This is a genomic window from Streptomyces sp. KL109B, assembly GCF_030766935.1.
Classification (GTDB): domain Bacteria; phylum Actinomycetota; class Actinomycetes; order Streptomycetales; family Streptomycetaceae; genus Streptomyces.
In genome coordinates this window covers 346540-365124 of sequence record NZ_JASERL010000002.1, presented here as the reverse complement: position 1 = coordinate 365124, position 18585 = coordinate 346540, and the positions used below count along the sequence as shown (strand labels likewise).

Annotated in this window: 12 protein-coding genes and 2 tRNA genes; 11 read left to right on the top strand and 3 right to left on the bottom strand. The window is 68.7% G+C overall.

Features of this window, described 5'->3' with window-relative positions; all coding sequences use genetic code 11:
* The first annotated feature begins 151 nt into the window (after nucleotides 1-151).
* The 6 genes from RBJ65_RS07480 to RBJ65_RS07455 all read left to right on the top strand — a co-directional run bounded on the left by RBJ65_RS07480 (nucleotide 152) and on the right by RBJ65_RS07455 (nucleotide 7442).
* On the top strand, nucleotides 152-625 hold the full coding sequence (locus RBJ65_RS07480; protein ID WP_306316445.1) for an NAD(P)H-dependent oxidoreductase subunit E: 474 nt from the start codon (nucleotides 152-154) through the stop codon (nucleotides 623-625).
* 42 nt (nucleotides 626-667) lie between these two features.
* Nucleotides 668-2284 carry a formate dehydrogenase beta subunit gene (locus RBJ65_RS07475; RefSeq protein ID WP_372341180.1) on the top strand — a complete coding sequence of 539 codons (1617 nt, stop codon included), beginning with the start codon at nucleotides 668-670 and terminating at the stop codon, nucleotides 2282-2284.
* Nucleotides 2281-5100 carry a formate dehydrogenase subunit alpha gene (fdhF, locus tag RBJ65_RS07470; RefSeq protein ID WP_306316447.1) on the top strand — a complete coding sequence of 940 codons (2820 nt, stop codon included), beginning with the start codon at nucleotides 2281-2283 and terminating at the stop codon, nucleotides 5098-5100. The genes RBJ65_RS07475 and fdhF overlap by 4 nt, the downstream gene beginning before the upstream one ends.
* Before the next feature lie 10 nt (nucleotides 5101-5110).
* Nucleotides 5111-5335, top strand: a complete 225-nt coding sequence (locus RBJ65_RS07465) for a formate dehydrogenase subunit delta (RefSeq protein WP_306316448.1) — start codon at nucleotides 5111-5113, stop codon at nucleotides 5333-5335.
* 147 nt (nucleotides 5336-5482) lie between these two features.
* Complete coding sequence (locus RBJ65_RS07460; protein ID WP_306316449.1) at nucleotides 5483-6454, top strand: 2-dehydropantoate 2-reductase; 972 nt, start codon at nucleotides 5483-5485, stop codon at nucleotides 6452-6454.
* A 46-nt stretch (nucleotides 6455-6500) separates the two neighbouring features.
* Nucleotides 6501-7442 carry a LysR family transcriptional regulator gene (locus RBJ65_RS07455; protein ID WP_306316450.1) on the top strand — a complete coding sequence of 314 codons (942 nt, stop codon included), beginning with the start codon at nucleotides 6501-6503 and terminating at the stop codon, nucleotides 7440-7442.
* A gap of 388 nt (nucleotides 7443-7830) precedes the next feature.
* Here RBJ65_RS07455 and RBJ65_RS07450 read toward each other — a convergent pair whose 3' ends face one another.
* The gene (locus tag RBJ65_RS07450) at nucleotides 7831-9237 is read right to left on the bottom strand and encodes an AMP-binding protein (protein ID WP_306316451.1); all 1407 of its coding nucleotides are present in this window, start codon (nucleotides 9235-9237) and stop codon (nucleotides 7831-7833) included.
* A gap of 242 nt (nucleotides 9238-9479) precedes the next feature.
* Here RBJ65_RS07450 and oxc point away from each other — a divergent pair, with 242 nt between their 5' ends.
* The 5 genes from oxc to RBJ65_RS07425 all read left to right on the top strand — a co-directional run bounded on the left by oxc (nucleotide 9480) and on the right by RBJ65_RS07425 (nucleotide 15476).
* Nucleotides 9480-11231, top strand: coding sequence for an oxalyl-CoA decarboxylase (gene oxc / locus RBJ65_RS07445; protein ID WP_306316452.1), 1752 nt, complete (start codon nucleotides 9480-9482; stop codon nucleotides 11229-11231).
* A 123-nt stretch (nucleotides 11232-11354) separates the two neighbouring features.
* Nucleotides 11355-11439 (top strand) — tRNA-Leu (locus RBJ65_RS07440).
* 147 nt (nucleotides 11440-11586) lie between these two features.
* Complete coding sequence (locus RBJ65_RS07435) at nucleotides 11587-12702, top strand: glycine betaine/L-proline ABC transporter ATP-binding protein (protein ID WP_306316453.1); 1116 nt, start codon at nucleotides 11587-11589, stop codon at nucleotides 12700-12702.
* On the top strand, nucleotides 12695-15310 hold the full coding sequence (locus tag RBJ65_RS07430; protein WP_306316454.1) for an ABC transporter permease/substrate binding protein: 2616 nt from the start codon (nucleotides 12695-12697) through the stop codon (nucleotides 15308-15310). The genes RBJ65_RS07435 and RBJ65_RS07430 overlap by 8 nt, the downstream gene beginning before the upstream one ends.
* An 81-nt stretch (nucleotides 15311-15391) precedes the next feature.
* A tRNA-Leu gene (locus RBJ65_RS07425) sits at nucleotides 15392-15476 on the top strand.
* Here RBJ65_RS07425 and RBJ65_RS07420 read toward each other — a convergent pair.
* Nucleotides 15441-16727 carry an McrC family protein gene (locus RBJ65_RS07420; RefSeq protein ID WP_306316455.1) on the bottom strand — a complete coding sequence of 429 codons (1287 nt, stop codon included), beginning with the start codon at nucleotides 16725-16727 and terminating at the stop codon, nucleotides 15441-15443. The genes RBJ65_RS07425 and RBJ65_RS07420 overlap by 36 nt on opposite strands.
* Nucleotides 16724-18562 (bottom strand): DUF4357 domain-containing protein, encoded by a 1839-nt coding sequence (locus RBJ65_RS07415; RefSeq protein ID WP_306316456.1) that lies wholly within the window; start codon nucleotides 18560-18562, stop codon nucleotides 16724-16726. Before RBJ65_RS07415 ends, RBJ65_RS07420 begins: the two co-directional genes overlap by 4 nt.
* Nucleotides 18563-18585 lie beyond the last annotated feature (23 nt).

The window sequence follows — 18585 nt, the reverse complement described above, 5'->3', positions numbered from 1 at the left end:
CCGCCCGGTGTACGGAAGTCGGGCGATCGACCCCGCTCGATTTCGTCCCGCTTCTTTACACCGGGCTTTCGTATACAGAAGTCTGTATGGGGTAGTGCTGGGGTCTCCCGCACCCGCGCCGGAGACCCGCATGAGGGAAGGCGGAGCGATCATGACGACCAGCGGGACGGACGTGTCGGTCGAGAGCGTGGTCAGGAGGGCGGCGTCCGCGCGCCGTGGCGAGCGCGGCGCCCTGTTGCCCGTACTCCATGCCGTACAGGCCGAGTTGGGGTGCGTACCGCAGGAGGCGATCCCCGTCCTCGCCGACGAGTTCAACCTCTCGCGGGCCGATGTGCACGGGGTGGTGACCTTCTACCACGACTTCCGGCGCGAGCCCGCGGGCCGCTCCACCGTCCGCATCTGCCGCGCCGAAGCCTGCCAAGCCCTGGGTGCCGAGGGCCTGTTGAACTACGTAAGGGAGTCGGGCCTGACGCTCGGCGAGACCAGTGCGGACGGCGGTGTCACCGTCGACCAGGTCTTCTGCCTCGGCAACTGCGCGCTCGGCCCCTCGGTGGAGGCCGACGGGCGGCTGCACGGCCGCGTGACCCCGGCCCGGCTCGGCGCGATCCTCAACGGGACGGTGTGAGAGGTGACTTCCCCGAAAGTGACGCAGACCCAGACCCAGACCATGACGACCGTGTACGTCCCGCGCGACGCGTCGGCCCGCTCCGTCGGCGCCGACGAGATCGCTCAGCGAATCCAACTGGCCGCCATCGATAGCGAGATCGGCATCGACATCGTCCGCAACGGCTCGCGCGGGCTGCTCTGGCTCGAACCCCTCGTCGAGGTCGTGACCCCCGAGGGCCGCATCGGCTACGGCCCCGTCACCCCCGACGACGTACCCGACCTGCTCGCATCCGGCATGCTCGACGGCGCCGACCACCCCCTGCGCCTCGGCCCCGTCGACGAACTCCCATGGCTGCGCAGGCAGAACCGCGTCACCTTCGCCCGCGTCGGCGTCACCGACCCGCTCTCGCCCGAGGACTACGAGGCGCACGGCGGGCTCCAAGGGCTGCGCGCCGCCCTGGAGATGACACCCGCCGACGTCGTCACGGAGGTCACGGACTCCGGCCTGCGCGGGCGCGGCGGCGCGGGCTTCCCGGCCGGCATCAAGTGGAAGACGGTCCTCGACACCGACCCCGGGCCCGACGGCCTCAAGTTCATCTGCTGCAACGCCGACGAGGGCGACAGCGGCACCTTCGCCGACCGCATGGTCATGGAGGGCGACCCGTTCCTGCTCATCGAGGGCATGACGATCGCCGCCCACGCCGTCGGCGCCCGCGAGGGCTACCTCTACATCCGCTCCGAGTACCCCGACGCCATCGCCACCATGACCGCCGCCATCGACATCGCGCGAGCGCACGGCTGGCTCGGCGCCGGCATCCTCGGCTCGACCCTCGACTTCGACCTGCACATCCGCGTCGGCGCGGGCGCGTACATCTGCGGCGAGGAGACCTCCATGCTGGAGAGCCTGGAGGGCAAGCGCGGCATGGTGCGTGCCAAGCCACCCATCCCCGCAGTCGAGGGCCTCTTCGGCAAGCCGACCGTCGTCAACAACGTCCTCACCCTCACCACCGTCCCCGTCGTGCTCGCCGACGGCGCCAAGGCCTACCAGGACCTCGGCGTCGGCCGCTCCCGCGGCACCCAGGTCTTCCAGCTCGCCGGGAACATCAAGCGCGGCGGCATCGTCGAGACCGCCTTCGGCATCACGCTGCGCGAACTGATCGAGGACTACGGCGGCGGCACCCTGAGCGGGCGTCCCGCGCGCGCCGTGCAGGTGGGCGGGCCCCTCGGCGCGTACCTCCCGGAGTCGGGTTTCGACGTGCCAATGGACTACGAGGCGCTCGCCGAGGCCGGGGCGATGCTCGGGCACGGCGGCGTCGTCGTCTTCGACGACACCGTCGACATGGCGGCGCAGGCCCGCTTCGCGATGGAGTTCTGCGCCGAGGAGTCCTGCGGCAAGTGCACACCCTGCCGCGTCGGTTCGGTGCGTGGCGTCGAGGTCATCGACCGGATCGTGGCAGGTGAGCACCGCGACGAGAATCTGGCGCTGCTAGAGGACCTGTGCGAGCTGATGACCGATGGTTCACTGTGTGCCATGGGCGGCCTGACCCCGATGCCCGTACGCAGCGCGCTCGCGCACTTCGCCGACGACTTCGTCGACCGCGGCGACCGTCGGCTCCTGGAGATCCACCCCGTACGACCGGCCGGCACCCGGCAGACACGAGCGGAGGGCCAGGCATGACACTCATGAAGGAACCCGACTTCGGCACTCCGGCACGGCCCGGAGCGGCCACGGTCTCGGTGGAGATCGACGGACAACCGGTGACGGTCCCCGAGGGCACCTCCGTCATGCGGGCCGCCGCCGAAGCCGGCATCGACGTGCCGAAGCTGTGCGCCACCGACAGCCTGGAGGCGTTCGGCTCCTGCCGGCTGTGCGTCGTCGAGATCGACGGCCGCCGCGGCACCCCCGCCTCCTGTACGACACCGTGCACGGACGGCATGTCGGTGAAGACGCAGACCCCGAAGGTCGCCAAGCTCCGGCAGGGCGTCATGGAGCTGTACATCTCCGACCACCCCCTCGACTGCCTCACCTGCCCCGCCAACGGAGACTGCGAACTCCAGGACATGGCAGGGGTCGTGGGCCTGCGCCAGGTCCGCTACGGCTACGAGGGCGCGGGCCACCTCGACGCCGAGAAGGACACCTCCAACCCCTACTTCGACTTCGACCCGTCCAAGTGCATCGCCTGCTCGCGGTGTGTGCGTGCCTGCGACGAGACACAGGGCACGTTCGCGCTCACCATCGAGGGCCGCGGCTTCGAGTCGAAGGTGTCGGCGGGCGCGGGGGAGTCGTTCATGGACTCCGAGTGCGTGTCCTGCGGCGCGTGCGTACAGGCGTGCCCGACCTCAACTCTCCAGGAGAAGTCGGTAGTTGATCTCGGGATGCCGACCCGGTCCGTCGTCACGACATGTGCGTACTGCGGTGTCGGCTGCTCGTTCAAGGCAGAGATGCGTGGCGACGAACTCGTCCGCATGGTCCCGTACAAGGACGGCGGCGCCAACGAAGGCCACTCCTGCGTCAAGGGCCGCTTCGCCTTCGGCTACGCCACCCACCCCGACCGCAAGCTCAAGCCCATGGTCCGTGACACCATCACCGACCCCTGGCGCGAGGTCGAGTGGGACGAGGCGATCGGCACGGTGGCCCGGCGGATGCGGGAGATCCAGGGCGCGTACGGCCCCGGCTCCATCGGCGCCATCTCCTCCTCCCGGTGCACGAACGAAGAGGTGTACGTCGTCCAGAAGATGGTCCGCGCCGCCTTCGGCAACAACAACGTCGACACCTGCGCCCGCGTCTGCCACTCACCCACCGGTTACGGGCTGAAGCAGACCTTCGGCGAATCGGCCGGCACCCAGGACTTCCGCTCCGTCGCCGAGGCCGACGTCATCGTGGTCATCGGCGCCAACCCCACCGACGGCCATCCCGTCTTCGCCTCCCGGATGAAGCGGCGGCTTCGCGAGGGCGCCAAGCTGATCGTCGTCGACCCGCGCCGCATCGACCTCGTCCGCTCCCCGCACATCGAGGCGCAACACCACCTCCAGCTCCGCCCCAGCACGAACGTCGCCGTCGTCAACGCCATGGCACACGTCGTCGTCACCGAGGGCCTCACCGACAAGAACTTCGTCGAGGCGCGCTGCGAGGGCTACGAGGAGTGGGCCGAGTTCGTGGCCCGCCCCGAGAACAGCCCCGAGGCGACCGAGGACATCACAGGCGTACCGGCGTCCGAACTGCGCGCCGCGGCACGCCTGTACGCCACCGCCGGCAACGGAGCCATCTACTACGGCCTCGGTGTCACCGAGCACAGCCAGGGCTCGACGATGGTCATGGGAATGGCCAACCTCGCGATGGCCTGCGGAAACATCGGCCGCGACGGTGTGGGTGTGAACCCGCTGCGCGGCCAGAACAACGTGCAGGGCTCCTGCGACATGGGCTCCTTCCCGCACGAACTCCCCGGCTACCGGCACATCTCCGACGACGCGGTACGTGGTGTCTTCGAGAACCTGTGGGGCTCCGCGCTGCTGCCCGAGCCGGGCCTGCGCATCCCCAACATGTTCGACGCGGCGATCGACGGCGAGTTCCGCGGCCTGTTCGTGCACGGCGAGGACATCGCCCAGTCCGACCCCAACCTGCAACACGTCACGGCGGCCCTCGAATCCATGGACCTGGTCGTCGTCCAGGACCTGTTCCTCAACGAGACGGCGAAGTTCGCGCACGTCTTCCTGCCGGGCGCCTCCTTCCTGGAGAAGGACGGTACGTTCACCAACGCCGAGCGGCGCGTCAACCGCGTGCGGGCGGTCATGCCGCCGAAGTCCGGCAGGCACGAGTGGCAGATCGTGTGCGAGATCGCCACCGCCATGGGCTACGCCATGGACTACGACCACCCCTCGCAGATCATGGACGAGATCGCCTCCGTCACCCCGACCTTCGCGGGTGTCTCCTTCGACCTCATCGACAAGCTCGGCTCCATCCAGTGGCCGTGCAATGAGGAGTTTCCCGAGGGCACCCCGACCATGCACGTGGACGAATTCACCCGCGGCAAGGGCAAGTTCGTCGTCACCTCCTACGTACCGACCAACGAACGCAGCACCCGCCGCTTCCCCCTCGTCCTCACCACGGGCCGCATCCTCAGCCAGTACAACGTCGGCGCGCAGACCCGCCGCACCGGCAACGTCGCCTGGCACCCCGAGGACATCCTCGAAGTGCACCCGCACGACGCGGAGGAGCGCGGCATCAGCGACGGCGACCTGGTCACACTCTCCAGCCGGGTCGGCGCGACGACGCTGCACGCGCAGATCTCCGACCGGATGCCACCCGGCGTCGTCTACACCACCTTCCACCACCCGGTGACGGGCGCGAACGTGGTGACGACCGAGAACTCCGACTGGGCGACCAACTGCCCGGAGTACAAGGTGACGGCGGTGCAGGTCGGCCTGGCCCCCAAGTCCCGTGCAGAGGACCGGGATTCGGAACAGCTCGTCACGGTGGTGGACCGACATGGCTGACATGGCTGATATGGCCGATATGGAGCCGCACACCGTCCCCTCCGAACTCCGCATGGCGAACGACATCGCCGCGAACCAGGGCCACCTGCCGGGTGCGGCCGCGGCCGAGGCCATCGCGGGGCATGTCACCAAGTTCTGGGACCCGCGGATGAAGCGGCGGCTCTACGCGCTCGTGGACGACGGAGCGGACGGCCTCGACCCGCTCGTCGTCGCGGCCGTGAAGCTCATGCGCTGAACCCGGTCCACCTCTCAGGCGGCCGCCGCGCGACAGGGCACGCGCGGCGGCCGCGCCCATGTCCCATGCCACCCCTCCGTGTGCTGTGCGGCACCCGGCGGGTGGCATGTGCGTACCTCCACACCCTCGACAACAGGAGGCACCACGATGAAGATCGCAGTCCTCGGCGCCGGAGCCATCGGCGCATACGTGGGAGCGGCCCTGCACCGCGGCGGCGCGGACGTGCACCTCGTCGCCCGCAGGGACCACTTGCGCGCGATCCAGCGGGACGGCGTCCGCGTGCTCAGCCCGCGCGGCGACTTCACCGCCCACCCGCACGCCACCGACGACCCGGCCGAGATCGGCCCCGTCGACTACGTGTTCCTCGGCCTGAAGGCCCACTCGTACCCGTCCTGCGGGTCACTCGTGACCCCGCTCCTCGGCGAACACACCGCGGTGGTCGCGGGCCAGAACGGCATCCCGTGGTGGTACTTCCACCGCCTCACCGGACCCTACGAGGGCCGCCGCATCGAGGCCGTCGACCCGGGCGGCGCGACCAGCAAGGTACTGCCGCCGCAGCGAGCCATCGGCTGCGTCGTCTACCCCGCCACGGTCATCGAATCCCCGGGCGTCATACGCCACTTGGAAGGCACCCGCTTCTCCATCGGGGAACCGGACGGCAGTGTCTCGGGACGCTGTACGGACCTCAGCGAAGCCATGGTCGCGGGCGGCCTCAAATGCCCCGTCGAACGCGACCTGCGCGACGACATCTGGATCAAACTCATGGGCAACGCCGCCTTCAACCCCATCAGCGCGCTGACCCGAGCCACCATGGTCGACATGTGCCGGCACCCGCTGACCCGGGCGATGGTGGCCCGCGTGATGGAGGAGATCCTCGACATCGCGGCCCGCGTCGGCTCCACCCCCGACATCTCCATCGACAAGCGCCTGCGCGGAGCCGAGGGCGTGGGCGCCCACAAGACATCCATGCTCCAGGACCTGGAAGCCGACAAGCAACTGGAGCTGGACGCGATCGTGACCGCGGTCGTCGAAATGGCCGACATCACCGGCGCCGAAGCCCCGACCCTGCGGGCGATCCACGCGGCGACCGACCTATTGGCACGCACCGTGCTGCCGTAGCACGCTGCACGCTACGGGCGAAGATCACGCGGCAGAGGAGACGTACATGCTGTTCCGGCAGTTGGAGTACTTCGTGGCGGTGGCCCGCGAGCGGCACTTCGCGCGCGCCGCCGAATCCTGCTACGTCTCCCAGCCCGCGCTCTCCGCGGCGATCGCCAAGCTCGAACGCGAACTGAACGTCACGCTCATCAACCGCGGCCACAACTACCAGGGCCTCACCGCCGAGGGTGAGCGCCTGGTGGTGTGGGCGAAGCGGATCCTCGCCGAACAGGAGGCGTTCAAGGCGGAGGTGGCGGCCGTCCAGTCCGGCATCACCGGCACCCTCCGCCTGGGCACCGACCCCACGGCCTCCACCACCCTGGCCCTCCCCGTGGGCGCGTTCTGCTCCGCACACCCCCTGGCCAGGGTCCAGGTCCGCTCCCGCCTCTCCACGAAGGAACTCCACCGTCAGCTCCGCGACTTCGAACTCGACGTCGCCATCGCCCACTTCGACCCCGACGACCAGGAGGGCCTCCAGGTCGTCCCCCTCTACCAGGAGCGCTACGTACTCCTCGTCCCGGACGACCAGTTCAACTGCCACACCGGCAGCGTGACATGGACCGACGCGGCCGCCCTTCCGCTCGCCCTCCTCACCCCCGACATGCGCATCCGCCAGCTCATCGACAAGGTCTTCGCGAACCAGGGCCTCGAAGTCACCCCGCAGGTCGAGACCGACTCCATCGCCTCCCTGTACGCACATGTGGGCGGCGGCGAATGGGCCAGCGTCGTCCCCCACACCTGGCTGCGTGCGATGCCGGTGGCCGGCCACGCGAGGGCGCTGCCGCTGGTGGACCCGGAGGCCGGGGCGCAGGTCTCCGTCGCGATCCACGCGGGTACGCCGGGGTCGGTCGCGGCGCGGGCGTTCGTGAACGCGGCGACAACCTTGAACCTGGACGAGGCGTTCGCGCGAGTACCGGCCCCGGCGCCTGCCCGCACCCCCTCCACGTAACCGCCCCCACCCCAAAACCCGGGGCTCCGCCCCGCACCCCGCTGCTCAATCGCCGCAGGGGCTTGATAGTGGTGCCGGCCGCTGGAGAGCCGCGGCCCCCGTGCTCAAAAGACCGGGGCCCTGCCCCGTACCCTGCTGCTCAATTGCCGCGGGGGCTTGAGGGCGGTGCCCGGCGCTCGATCGGCGCGGGTCGGAGGTTGGAGGGGGTTCGGCGTCCGAGAGGCGCGAGCCATGGGTTCGAAATTGCTCGGCGTGTGAGCAGGGAGGGACAGGGCCCTATAAGCCTCTCCGGCGTTTGAGGAGCGGGGTATGGGGCAGCGCCCCATGTCTTTTCAGCCCCTGCGGCGATTGAGCAGCGGGGTCCGGGGCGGAGCCCCGAGGCGTTGGCTCACGCGTACCGGGCCGCGACGGTCGACCGATCCAACCCACCTTGCGCCGTCCGCGGCAAGGCGGACACCACCACGACCCGATCCGGCACCGCGACGGAGGCCAACCGCCCCCGGCAGTACCGCAACACATCATCCACCCCCACACACTCCTCCCCGCGCACCACAACCGCCGCCCCCAACCCCTCCCCACCCACCGCGAACACCGCCGCCTCCACCACCGACGGACACCCGGCCAGCACATCCTCCACGTACTCCGGCGAAATCACCCGCCCCCGCCGCACGATCAGGCTCTCGATACGCCCCGCCAACGACAGATACCCGTCCTCGTCCAGCCACCCCAAATCACCCGTCCGCAACCACCCACCCCCCACCCCGGCCACGGCCGGCCCCCGCACCCACACCTCACCCCGCACCCCCGCCGCACACACCCGCCCCTCCCGGTCGACCACCCGCACCCGCACCCCCGTCGCCCGCCCCACCGTCCCGTGCTTCAGCGCCCCGTCCCGCGGCAACGGCTCGCTCGCGATCTGATGCGCGGCCTCCGTCATCCCGTACGCCGAAAGCACCGGCGCCCCGAACATCCGCTCAAGCGCCCGCTGCGTAGCCGCGTTGAGCGGCGCCCCACAACTCCGTACGAACCGCAGCGGCGGCGGCACGGGAATGTCGCCGGCCTCCGACCGCTCGAGCAGAGCCTCGTGAATCACCGGCACCGCCGTGAACCAACTCGCCCCCACCGCCCGCAAATCCCCCCACAACGCCTCCGCAGAGAACCCGCCACCCACGGGCGGCCGCGAGGGCAACAGCACACACCCCCCACTCGCCAGCGTGGCCAACAACGAGGCGAACAACCCGTGCCCATGGAAGAACGGCATCACGGCGACCGTCGCGTCCTCCGGCCCCAACGCGTAAGTGGCACATACGGTGTTGACAGCCGCGACGACGTTGCCATGCGTGAGCGGCACCATCCGGGCCCGCCCCGTCGCCCCGGCGGTGAACAGCACGAGCGCGTCGTCCGGCCGCACCCGCGGACGGACCGGAATCGACCCCACGCCGATCATGTCCCCGTGCAGCACCCCCCGCGCCCCCAACACCACACACCGCGCGCGGAGTTCGGACTCCGACAGCCCCGGGTCCAAGGGTGCGGGCACGACCCCCGCCCGCCCCGCCCCGAGCAACGCCCCCACGAACTCCGCACTGTTGCCGGCCACAAGCCCCAGCACCTCACCCGCCCGCACCCCCGCGGCAGCGATCCGCTCCGCCTCCCGCTCCGCGAGCGCATCCAACTCCTCGTACGACAGCGGAAGTTGCCCGTCACCGAAGGTGAGCGCGGGAGCGTGCGGTCGTGTGCGCACCTGCCGATCCAGGAGATCAGCGAGCCCCGTGACGGCCGTTACCGACGTGGCCACACCCTCCACCTCCCCTCTCCAGCGAGCGTGCGGTCCGCCACCGCACACGTCCAATACGCACTCCCGAACACCCGATAGCGGCCGCTTATCGATCCCCAGACCCCAGCCTCACCAGGGGACTTGGCGCGCCCTTGACTCTCGATAGACGTCATTTATCGCTTGGAAGCCGATGGGTCTTGGACGAGCCGCCACACCCTGCCGAAGGTGAGAGCAGGAGCCCCGTCCAAGGAGGAACCCGGATCATGACCGCAGACTCGACGTCGACCTCGACCGCCGACCAAACCGCCGAGGCCGCGGCAGGAGCCGACGCGCCCTCCGAGCTCACCGACGGCTACCACCTCGTCGTCGACGCCCTGAAGAAGAACGACGTCGACACGGTCTACGGACTCGTGGGCATCCCGGTGACCGACCTGGCCCGCCTCGCCCAGGCCGAGGGCATCCGCTACATCGGCTTCCGCCACGAGTCGAACGCAGGGCATGCCGCCGCGATCGCCGGTTACCTCACCAAGAAGCCCGGCATCTGCCTGACCGTCTCCGCCCCCGGCTTCCTCAACGGCCTGGTCGCCCTCGCCAACGCCACCACCAACTGCTTCCCGATGGTGCAGATCTCCGGCTCCAGCGAGCGCCACCTCGTCGACCTCAAGCAGGGCGACTACGAGGAGATGGACCAACTCGCCGCCGCCCAGCCCTTCGTGAAGGCCGCCTACCGCGTCAGCCGCGTCGAGGACATCGGCCGCGGCATCGCCCGCGCCCTGCGCACCGCGATCTCCGGCCGCCCCGGCGGCGTCTACCTGGACATCCCGGCGGCGGTACTCGGCGCGGTCATGGACAAGGAGGCCGGGGAGCGCACCCTGTCCCGCCTCGTCGACCCGTCCCCGCGCCAGCTCCCGGCCCCCGAGGCCGTGGACCGCGCGATCGACCTCCTGGAGAACGCGGAACGCCCCCTCATCGTCCTCGGCAAGGGCGCCGCCTACGCGCAGGCGGACGACAAGATCCGTACGTTCGTCGAGTCCACGGGCATCCCGTACGTACCGATGTCGATGGCGAAGGGACTGCTGCGCGACGACCACCCGCAGTCGGCGGCCACCGCCCGCTCCCTCGCGCTGAAGAAGGCCGACGTCGTCATGCTGGTCGGCGCCCGCCTCAACTGGCTCCTCAACCACGGCGAACGCGGCTGGAACCCCGACGCGAAGTTCATCCAGGTCGACATCGAGTCGCGGGAACTGGACTCCAACCAGCCCATCGCGGCCCCGCTCGTCGGCGACATCGAATCGGTCCTCGACCAGCTCGCCGACCGCACCAAGCCCGGCCAGATCACGGCGCCGACCGCCTGGCGCGAGGAGCTCGGCGAACGCTCCGCGCAGAACGTCGCCAAGATGGCGGGGCGCCTGGAGGCCGACCCGCACCCCATGCAGTTCATGGGCGCGCTCAAGGCGGTCCGCGACGTCGTCCACCAGCACCCGGAGACGTACATCGTGAACGAGGGCGCCAACACCCTCGACATCGCCCGCAACGTCATCGACATGCACCACCCGCGCCGGCGCCTCGACTCCGGCACGTGGGGCGTCATGGGCATCGGCATGGGCTACGCGATCGCGGCCGCGGTCGAGAGCGGGGGAGCGCCCGTCGTCGCCATCGAGGGCGACAGCGCCTTCGGCTTCAGCGGCATGGAACTGGAGACGATCTGCCGCTACCAGCTACCGGTCGTCACGATCGTCATGAACAACGGCGGCGTCTACCGGGGCGACGAGACGATAGGCGGCGCCCCCGCCCCCACCACCCTCATGAGCGCGGCCCGCCACGACCGCATGATCGAGTCCTTCGGCGGCAAGGGCTACCGCGCCACCACCCCCGCCGAGGTCACCGCCGCCCTCACCGAGGCCATCGCCTCCGGCGGCCCCGCCCTCATCGACTGCGTCATCGACCCGTCGGCCGGCACGGAGAGCGGCCACATCGCCCATCTGAACCCGAAGGGCATCGGCATCAAGAAGTGAGCGCGAAGTAGTAACCCTCCGTGTCCGCGAGTGCACCGATACGCAGGTGAAAGCCACTCCGAAACCTTGGTATTGTTGAGGTGTCGCCGCGGGGAACGCCCCGCGCCGAGCGACGTACACCTTGTCCGGGTGGCGGAATGGCAGACGCGCTAGCTTGAGGTGCTAGTGCCCTTTATCGGGCGTGGGGGTTCAAGTCCCCCCTCGGACACTCAGCTGAGGCTCAGAGAGTGCCGGTCGAGATTCGTCTCGACCGGCACTTTTTTGTGTTTGCGCTGGTCCGGAGGGGGCAGGCGGGCTCTGAAGTCACGTGAATGGTTTTTCAACCTTTCACAGGTCAAAGAGAATAGAGGTCCGTGTGCCATCGAGACTGGTGGCCGAGCATCTGCACAAGGTGTTCGGCAGACGACCCGCTGAGGCTGTGGAGAAGCTCCGCGGCGGCGCGAGCCGTGAGGAGTTGCGCGCCGAAGGAACCACCGCCGCCGTGATCGACGCGTCGTTCACGGTCGAGTCCGGCCAGATCTTCGTGGTCATGGGCCTGTCCGGGTCCGGTAAGTCCACGCTCCTGCGCATGCTGAACGGGCTGTTGGAGCCCACGGCGGGTCACGTCCGTTTCGACGGTCAGGACCTGACGACGCTGTCGCCGCGCGAGCTGCGCGAGGTGCGTTCGCACAAGATCAGCATGGTGTTCCAGCACTTCGCGCTGTTCCCGCACCGCTCCGTGATGGAGAACGCGGCGTACGGCCTGGAGGTGCAGGGTGTGCCGCGCGCCGAGCGCGAGGAGCGGGCGATCGAGTCGCTGCGCCTCGCCGGCCTGGAGGGGTGGGAGAAGTCCTTCCCGGACGAGCTGTCGGGCGGTATGCAGCAGCGTGTGGGCCTGGCCCGTGCGCTGGCCACGGACGCCGACCTGCTGCTGATGGACGAGTCGTTCAGTGCGCTCGACCCGCTGATCCGCCGCGACATGCAGGACCAGCTCCTGGAGCTGCAGAAGACGCTGAAGAAGACGATCGTCTTCATCACCCACGACCTGAACGAGGCCATGCGCCTGGGCGACCACATCGCCGTCATGCGCGACGGCCGCATCGTTCAGATCGGTTCGGCCGAGGACATCCTCGTCACGCCGGCCAATGACTACGTCGCGTCGTTCACGCAGGACGTGGACCGCTCCCGCGTGCTGAGCGCGAGCGCGATCATGGCCGAGCCCGAGGACGGTTACCGGGTGGCCGATGCTCCGGCGAAGGTGCACAAGGACGCGCCGATCATCGACCTGTTCACGCCGTGCTCGACGAGCGAGATACCCGTCGCCGTCGTCGACGACGACGCGCTCCTGGGTGTGGTGCCGCGCCAGCGGCTGCTCGCCGTGCTCGGTGAGCCGATGAAGACGGTCGACGTCGAGCCGACGGAGACGGTCGAGGGCGAGGCGGCGGAGACGGTCGAGGGCGAGGCGGCGGAGAAGGTGAGCGCCGGTGCCTAGGATTCCCTTCGGTGACTGGGTCAATGACATCGTCCAGTGGATGCTGACCCACCTCGACTGGCTGTTCGGCTTCTTCGAGGACATCTTCAACGGCGTCTACAACGGCCTGACCGACCTCCTCCAAGCCCCCGAACCGCTGCTGCTCGCGGGCATCTTCGCCGTCATCGCCTTCTGGCTGCGTGGCACGCTCGGTGGCGTACTGGCCTTCGTCGGGCTCTGGTTCGTGCAGAACCTGGAGCTGTGGGACGAGGCGATGATGACGCTGTCGCTCGTCCTCGTGTCGACGCTGATCGCGTTGATCATCGGTGTGCCGCTGGGTATCTGGGCGGCGCGTTCGAGCCGGGTCAGCGGCCTGTTCCGGCCGATCCTCGACCTGATGCAGACGCTGCCGGCGATGGTCTACCTGATCCCGGCCATCCTGTTCTTCGGTTCCGGTGCTCCCGCGGGCATCGTCGCGACGCTGATCTTCGCGGTGCCGCCCGGCGTGCGCATGACCGAGCTGGGCATCCGGCAGGTCGACAAGGAGCTGGTGGAGGCCGCCGACGCGTTCGGTACGACGCCGCGCAACACCCTGTGGCGCGTGCAGCTGCCGCTGGCCCTGCCGACCATCATGGCCGGCGTGAACCAGGTCATCATGCTGGGCCTGTCCATGGCCGCCATCGCGGGCATGGTCGGTACGGGTGGTCTCGGTGGCGCGGTGAACGAGGCGATCGGCCAGCTGAACGTCGGCCTCGGCGCCGAGGCCGGTATCTCGATCGTGATCCTGGCCATCTACCTCGACCGCATGACCAGCTCGCTCGGCCAGCAGGTCTCGCCGCTGGGCCGCCGCGCGCTCGCCAAGCTGCGTGCCGCGCACGGCCTGAAGATCTGGTCGTACCGTCCCCGCCCGGCCGTCGCCGTGGTCGGTGTCGTCGTCCTCGCGCTCGTCGCGGGCGGCATGGGCATGTTCGGCCAGAACGACGCAGCCACCTCCCCGGCCGCCTCGTCCACCAACGTCGGCCAGGGCAAGAAGATCACCGTTGGCTATGTGCCGTGGGACGACGCGGTGGCGTCCGGATTCCTGTGGAAGGAGATCCTGGAGCAGCGCGGCTTCGAGGTGGAGATGAAGCAGCTCGACGCGGGCCCGCTCTACACCTCGCTGGCCGAGGGCTCGGTCGACTTCCAGACGGACTCCTGGCTGCCGGTGACGCACGCCCCGTACTGGAAGAAGTACGGCAAGGACCTGGAGGACCTGGGTTCCTGGTACGGCCCGACGTCCCTGGAGCTGGCCGTCCCGTCCTACATGAAGGACATCAAGTCGATGGAGGACTTGAAGGGACAGGCCGACAAGTTCGACGGCAAGATCACGGGCATTGAGCCGAGCGCCGGTGAGATGCAGCTGCTGAAGAGCAAGGTGCTCAAGGAGTACGGGCTCGACAAGGAGTACAAGGTCGTCGACAGCTCGACGCCGGCGATGCTGGCGCAGCTGAAGAAGGCCTACGCCGCGAAGAAGCCGATCGTCACGACGCTCTGGTCGCCGCACTGGGCGTACAACGACTACAAGCTCACCAAGCTCAAGGATCCGAAGGGCGCCTGGGGCAAGGGCGACGGCATCCACTCCATCGGCCGCAAGGGCTTCAGCACCGACTTCCCCGAGGTCGGCAAGTGGCTCAAGGACTTCAAGATGAGCGAGAAGCAGCTCACGAGCCTTGAGGCGGAGATCAACAAGGCCGGAAAGGGCGAGCAGCAGGCCGCGGTGAAGTCGTGGCTGAAGCAGCAGCCGGCGGGCCTCGTCGACAAGATGGCCCCGGTCAAGAAGGAGTCGACCCCCGCCGAGGCCAAGCGCCCGGTGAACGTCGCGTGGTTCCCCTGGGACGAGGACATCGCCGTCACGTATCTCTGGAAGAACGTTCTGGAGAAGCGCGGCTACAAGCTCAACCTGAAGCAGATGGACGTCGGCCCGGTCTACACCGGACTGTCCACCGGCGACCTCGACGTGAACTTCGACGCCTGGCTGCCCTACACGCAGAAGAGCTACTGGGACAAGTACAAGAACAAGGTCACGACCCTCGGCTCCTGGTACGGCCCCACCTCGCTGGAGATCGCCGTCCCGTCGTACGTGAAGGGCATCAAGTCGGTCGAGGACCTCAAGGGCAAGGCCAAGAAGTTCGACGGCAAGATCGTCGGCATCGAGGGCGGCACCGGCACGATGGACATCCTCAGGAAGGACGTCGTGCCCGGCTACGGCCTCGACAAGGAGTACAAGGTCGTCGACGGCTCCACGCCCGCGATGCTCGCCGAGCTGAAGCGCGCGTACGCCAAGAAGAAGCCGATCGCGGTGCTCCTGTGGACCCCGCACTGGGCGTACAGCAAGTACGACCTGACCAAGCTGAAGGACCCCAAGGGCCTCTTCGGCAAGGGCGACACCATCCGCACCGTCACCAGCAAGCCCTTCACCAAGCAGTACCCGCAGCTGACGAAGTGGTTCAAGAACTTCAGGATGACCGAGGACGAGCTCGGCACCCTGGAGATCGAGATCAACAAGCACGGCCAGGGGCATCAGGCCGAGGCCGTCGCGGCGTGGGTGAAGAAGCACCCGGAGGTCGAGCGGCGGATGACGTCGCCATAGGCGCTGGTCAAAGGGGGTCCGAGACCTTGATAAGGTGGTGTCCGTCGCCGCAGGGAACGCCCTGCGGGCGGCGCACACCTTGTCCGGGTGGCGGAATGGCAGACGCGCTAGCTTGAGGTGCTAGTGCCCTTTATCGGGCGTGGGGGTTCAAGTCCCCCCTCGGACACTCGCAACGCGCGGAGTGCCGGTCGAGAGAGATCTCGGTCGGCACTTTTTCGTGCACCATGGCCTGCACAAGCATCGACACCTCGGCCAGAAGCCGTGCAGGTTCTTGGTTGAGGTCGAGGGCGTGCTGGTGCAGTACGGTTCCGGCCTGCCGCACCTGGTGCCGGTTGTGCGGGGCGTTCCCCTGCGCGTACACGAGGTGCCCGGCGCCGAGGCCGAGAGCGCTGCAGTACGCGAGCATCTGGTACAGGTCGGCGTTCGGATACCCGTCCGGCTTTCCGGCCTTGTACTTGGCGTCGGCGACGAGCAGAGGCTGCCCGCCGTCCCCGTACCAGACGAAGTCGGGCTTCATCCGGATCGCGGCGTCCTCGTCGAAGTGGATGCCCTTGGCCTGAAGGCTGCTGTGGCCCCCGTACGGCAGGAGCGCCTCGCGCAGGGCGACACACACGAAATCTTCGAAGAGCTTGTTCATGTCGAAGAGGAACCCATTGATGCGCAGCTCGCCGGTCCGGTGCTCCGCGGACGCCCCCTCGAGGATGGCCCGTGCGAGGTGAAGGGCGTGCCGGTAGCGGGAGTTCAGCCGGGTTGCCTGCCAGCGGGGCGGTTCCTGGCCGCGGACCAGCGGTGTGACGTCCGCGAGGCGAGCTCGCTGGTGCAGCAGCCGGGAGCGTACGTCCCGGGGCACGTCCGGAATCCGCAGCAGCCGTTCGACGGCAGCGCGCAGCAGCCGGTTCTCGGCGATGTCGGTGGTGAATTCGTCGTAAGCGATCTCGACGGGCAGTGCGGCGCCGAACCGCCGCCGGATCTGCTCGGCCTCGCGGATCCGTCCCCGTACGACGAGGGACGACTCCTCGGTGGGGCGATACCCCTGCAACAACCCGCGCCCCACTGCCTGTTCGACCTGCCGCTCGAAGGCGTACGCGAGGGCGGGCAGCAGCTCCCGATGCTCGGCCACGTCGACTTCGCTGTCGCGCCAGCCTCGCGGGTCGAGGCTGTAGCCGAGGAGGAAGAACAGCCGACCGATGGCGACCTTCGGAGTGATCCGCAATGTGTACACGGCCTCGCCGTCCACTTCCAGGCGTACGGCCCCGACCTTGCTGTTGGCCTTGAGCGTCCACCACCCGGGCACGTACGGATCGGGCGTGGCCTCGACGATCCGTGAGGCGGCGAGCGTGCGGCCGACAGCGTCGGGCAGCGCGCGGCGGACCGGCCGTGCGTGCTCGACGAGTTCGACAACCGTGTCGTCGCTCATGCGTCGGTCTCGTCGTCCGTGGCCGGGCCAGGGAGCGCCGCGCGCAGCGCGTCGAGCCCGTACCGCCTCGTGATGTCCACGCCCTCCCCGTAGTGGTGTTCCTCCAGCAGGGGGAGGATCTTGGTCCGCCAGGTCCGCTCGAGCCCGCCGTCCCGGTACACGCCGGGTTTCATCAGATACGAAGGACCGATCCAGAAGTCGGCGTCGTCGATACGGGAGTTGAGCGCCTCCAGCAGATCGGCAGGCTCGGAATCCTTCTGCTGCGAGGCCAGCCACCGCCGCAGTAGCCCCTTGGTCGGTTCGGTGCGCGGCGAGAGTTCGACGAACGCGAACCGTCGTCGCATCGCCGCGTCGACGAGCGCGATGGAGCGGTCGGCGGTGTTCATGGTGCCGATGATGAACAGGTTGGGTGGCAGCGCGAAGTCGTCCCCGGAATAGGTGAGCCGTACCGTCTTCCGGCGGTACTCGAGGAGGAAGTACAGCTCGCCGAAGACCTTCGCGAGGTTGGCCCGGTTGATCTCGTCGATGACCAGGAAGTACGGGATGTGCCGGTTGCCTTCGCGTGCTGCCAGGTCGGCCAGCTCCCGCAGGGGCCCGGCGGTGAGCCGGAAGGCGACCTCGTGGGTTTCGGGATCTTCCTGCGGCCGGAACCCCTCGAAGAAGTCCTCGTACGAATACGAGGGATGGAACTGGACCAGCTTGACCTGCTCGGGCCCGCCGCCGAGGAACTCGGCGAGCTTCAGGGCCAGATACGTCTTGCCGGTGCCGGGCGGTCCGTACAGCACGAGCTGCCTGTCGTCCCAGAGGAGATCCCGTACTTCTCGCAGCCAGCCCACGTCATGGACGAGCAACGCTTGACCCAACTCTTCGTCTGGGATGGGGAGTTCGAGGTCACGCCGAGCGGTGAGGGTCGGCAGCTCGAGGCTCGGATCCAGGTCGGCGGCCTCGGCCTCCTCGATCAGTTCGGCGTCGCTCATGCCCAGACCGTTGAGCAAGTCCTTCACGGTGGTCAGGTCGACGACGTCGTGCTGGGCTTCGAGTCGCTGCTGGAGCTCCTCGGGCAGCTCGTCATAGGCGTACCCCTCGCTCTGCCACTGCACAGCGCGCCGCAGGTTCGACCGCCCGTCATCGGATTCTGTCTGCTCCACAGGCCCCGTGATCTCCCCTATGTACAGCAGGCCGCTGGAGAGCGTGCACACAGTGTCGCCGGGCCGCATCCGGGAGATGAACGAGTGGAACTCCTCCGTGAGCTGCTTCTTCTGGTTGTACGTCGCCGTGGACTCGTAGTCCTCCTCGACGGCGGCCCGCACTTGGTCCACACTCGCGGTCCGCCCGAACTCCTGCCGCAGATGCTTCGCGGCGAGCGTGACGCGCTCTTCGGGGAGCCACATACGCTCGACGAGGTCGAGCCCGGCGACGTTCGAGCCGCGGACCAGCCATGCCCGGCTCGGCCCGAGCCACACGTTCTCGATGTAGTCGGAGAGGGGGTGTCCGTCCTCGGTCCGCCAGGCGAGCCAGCCGTTGGAGGCGCGTCCCGTGAGGATCTCCGCGGCGGCGGACGGCGAGTTGCATTCGATGTCCTCGAAGGTCTCCAGCCAGCCGGGCCAGGACTTGGACTCCCGGATGGCTCTTTCGGTGATCTTCTGTTTCCGCAGCTTGTGCGAGGACGGCACGCGCACGGGGAACGATGGGACCACCTCGGGCCGGACCGGTGACCCGGCTGACACGACAAACTTCTGGCTACCGTTCGTGCCCTTCTCCTTGAGGAGTTGGCCGACGGCCGTGGGTCCGTTGTTGGGGAGCCGCAGACGGAATTCGGGGTACTCGCCGGCCATTGCTCTCCTCTTTCGGTACGCGA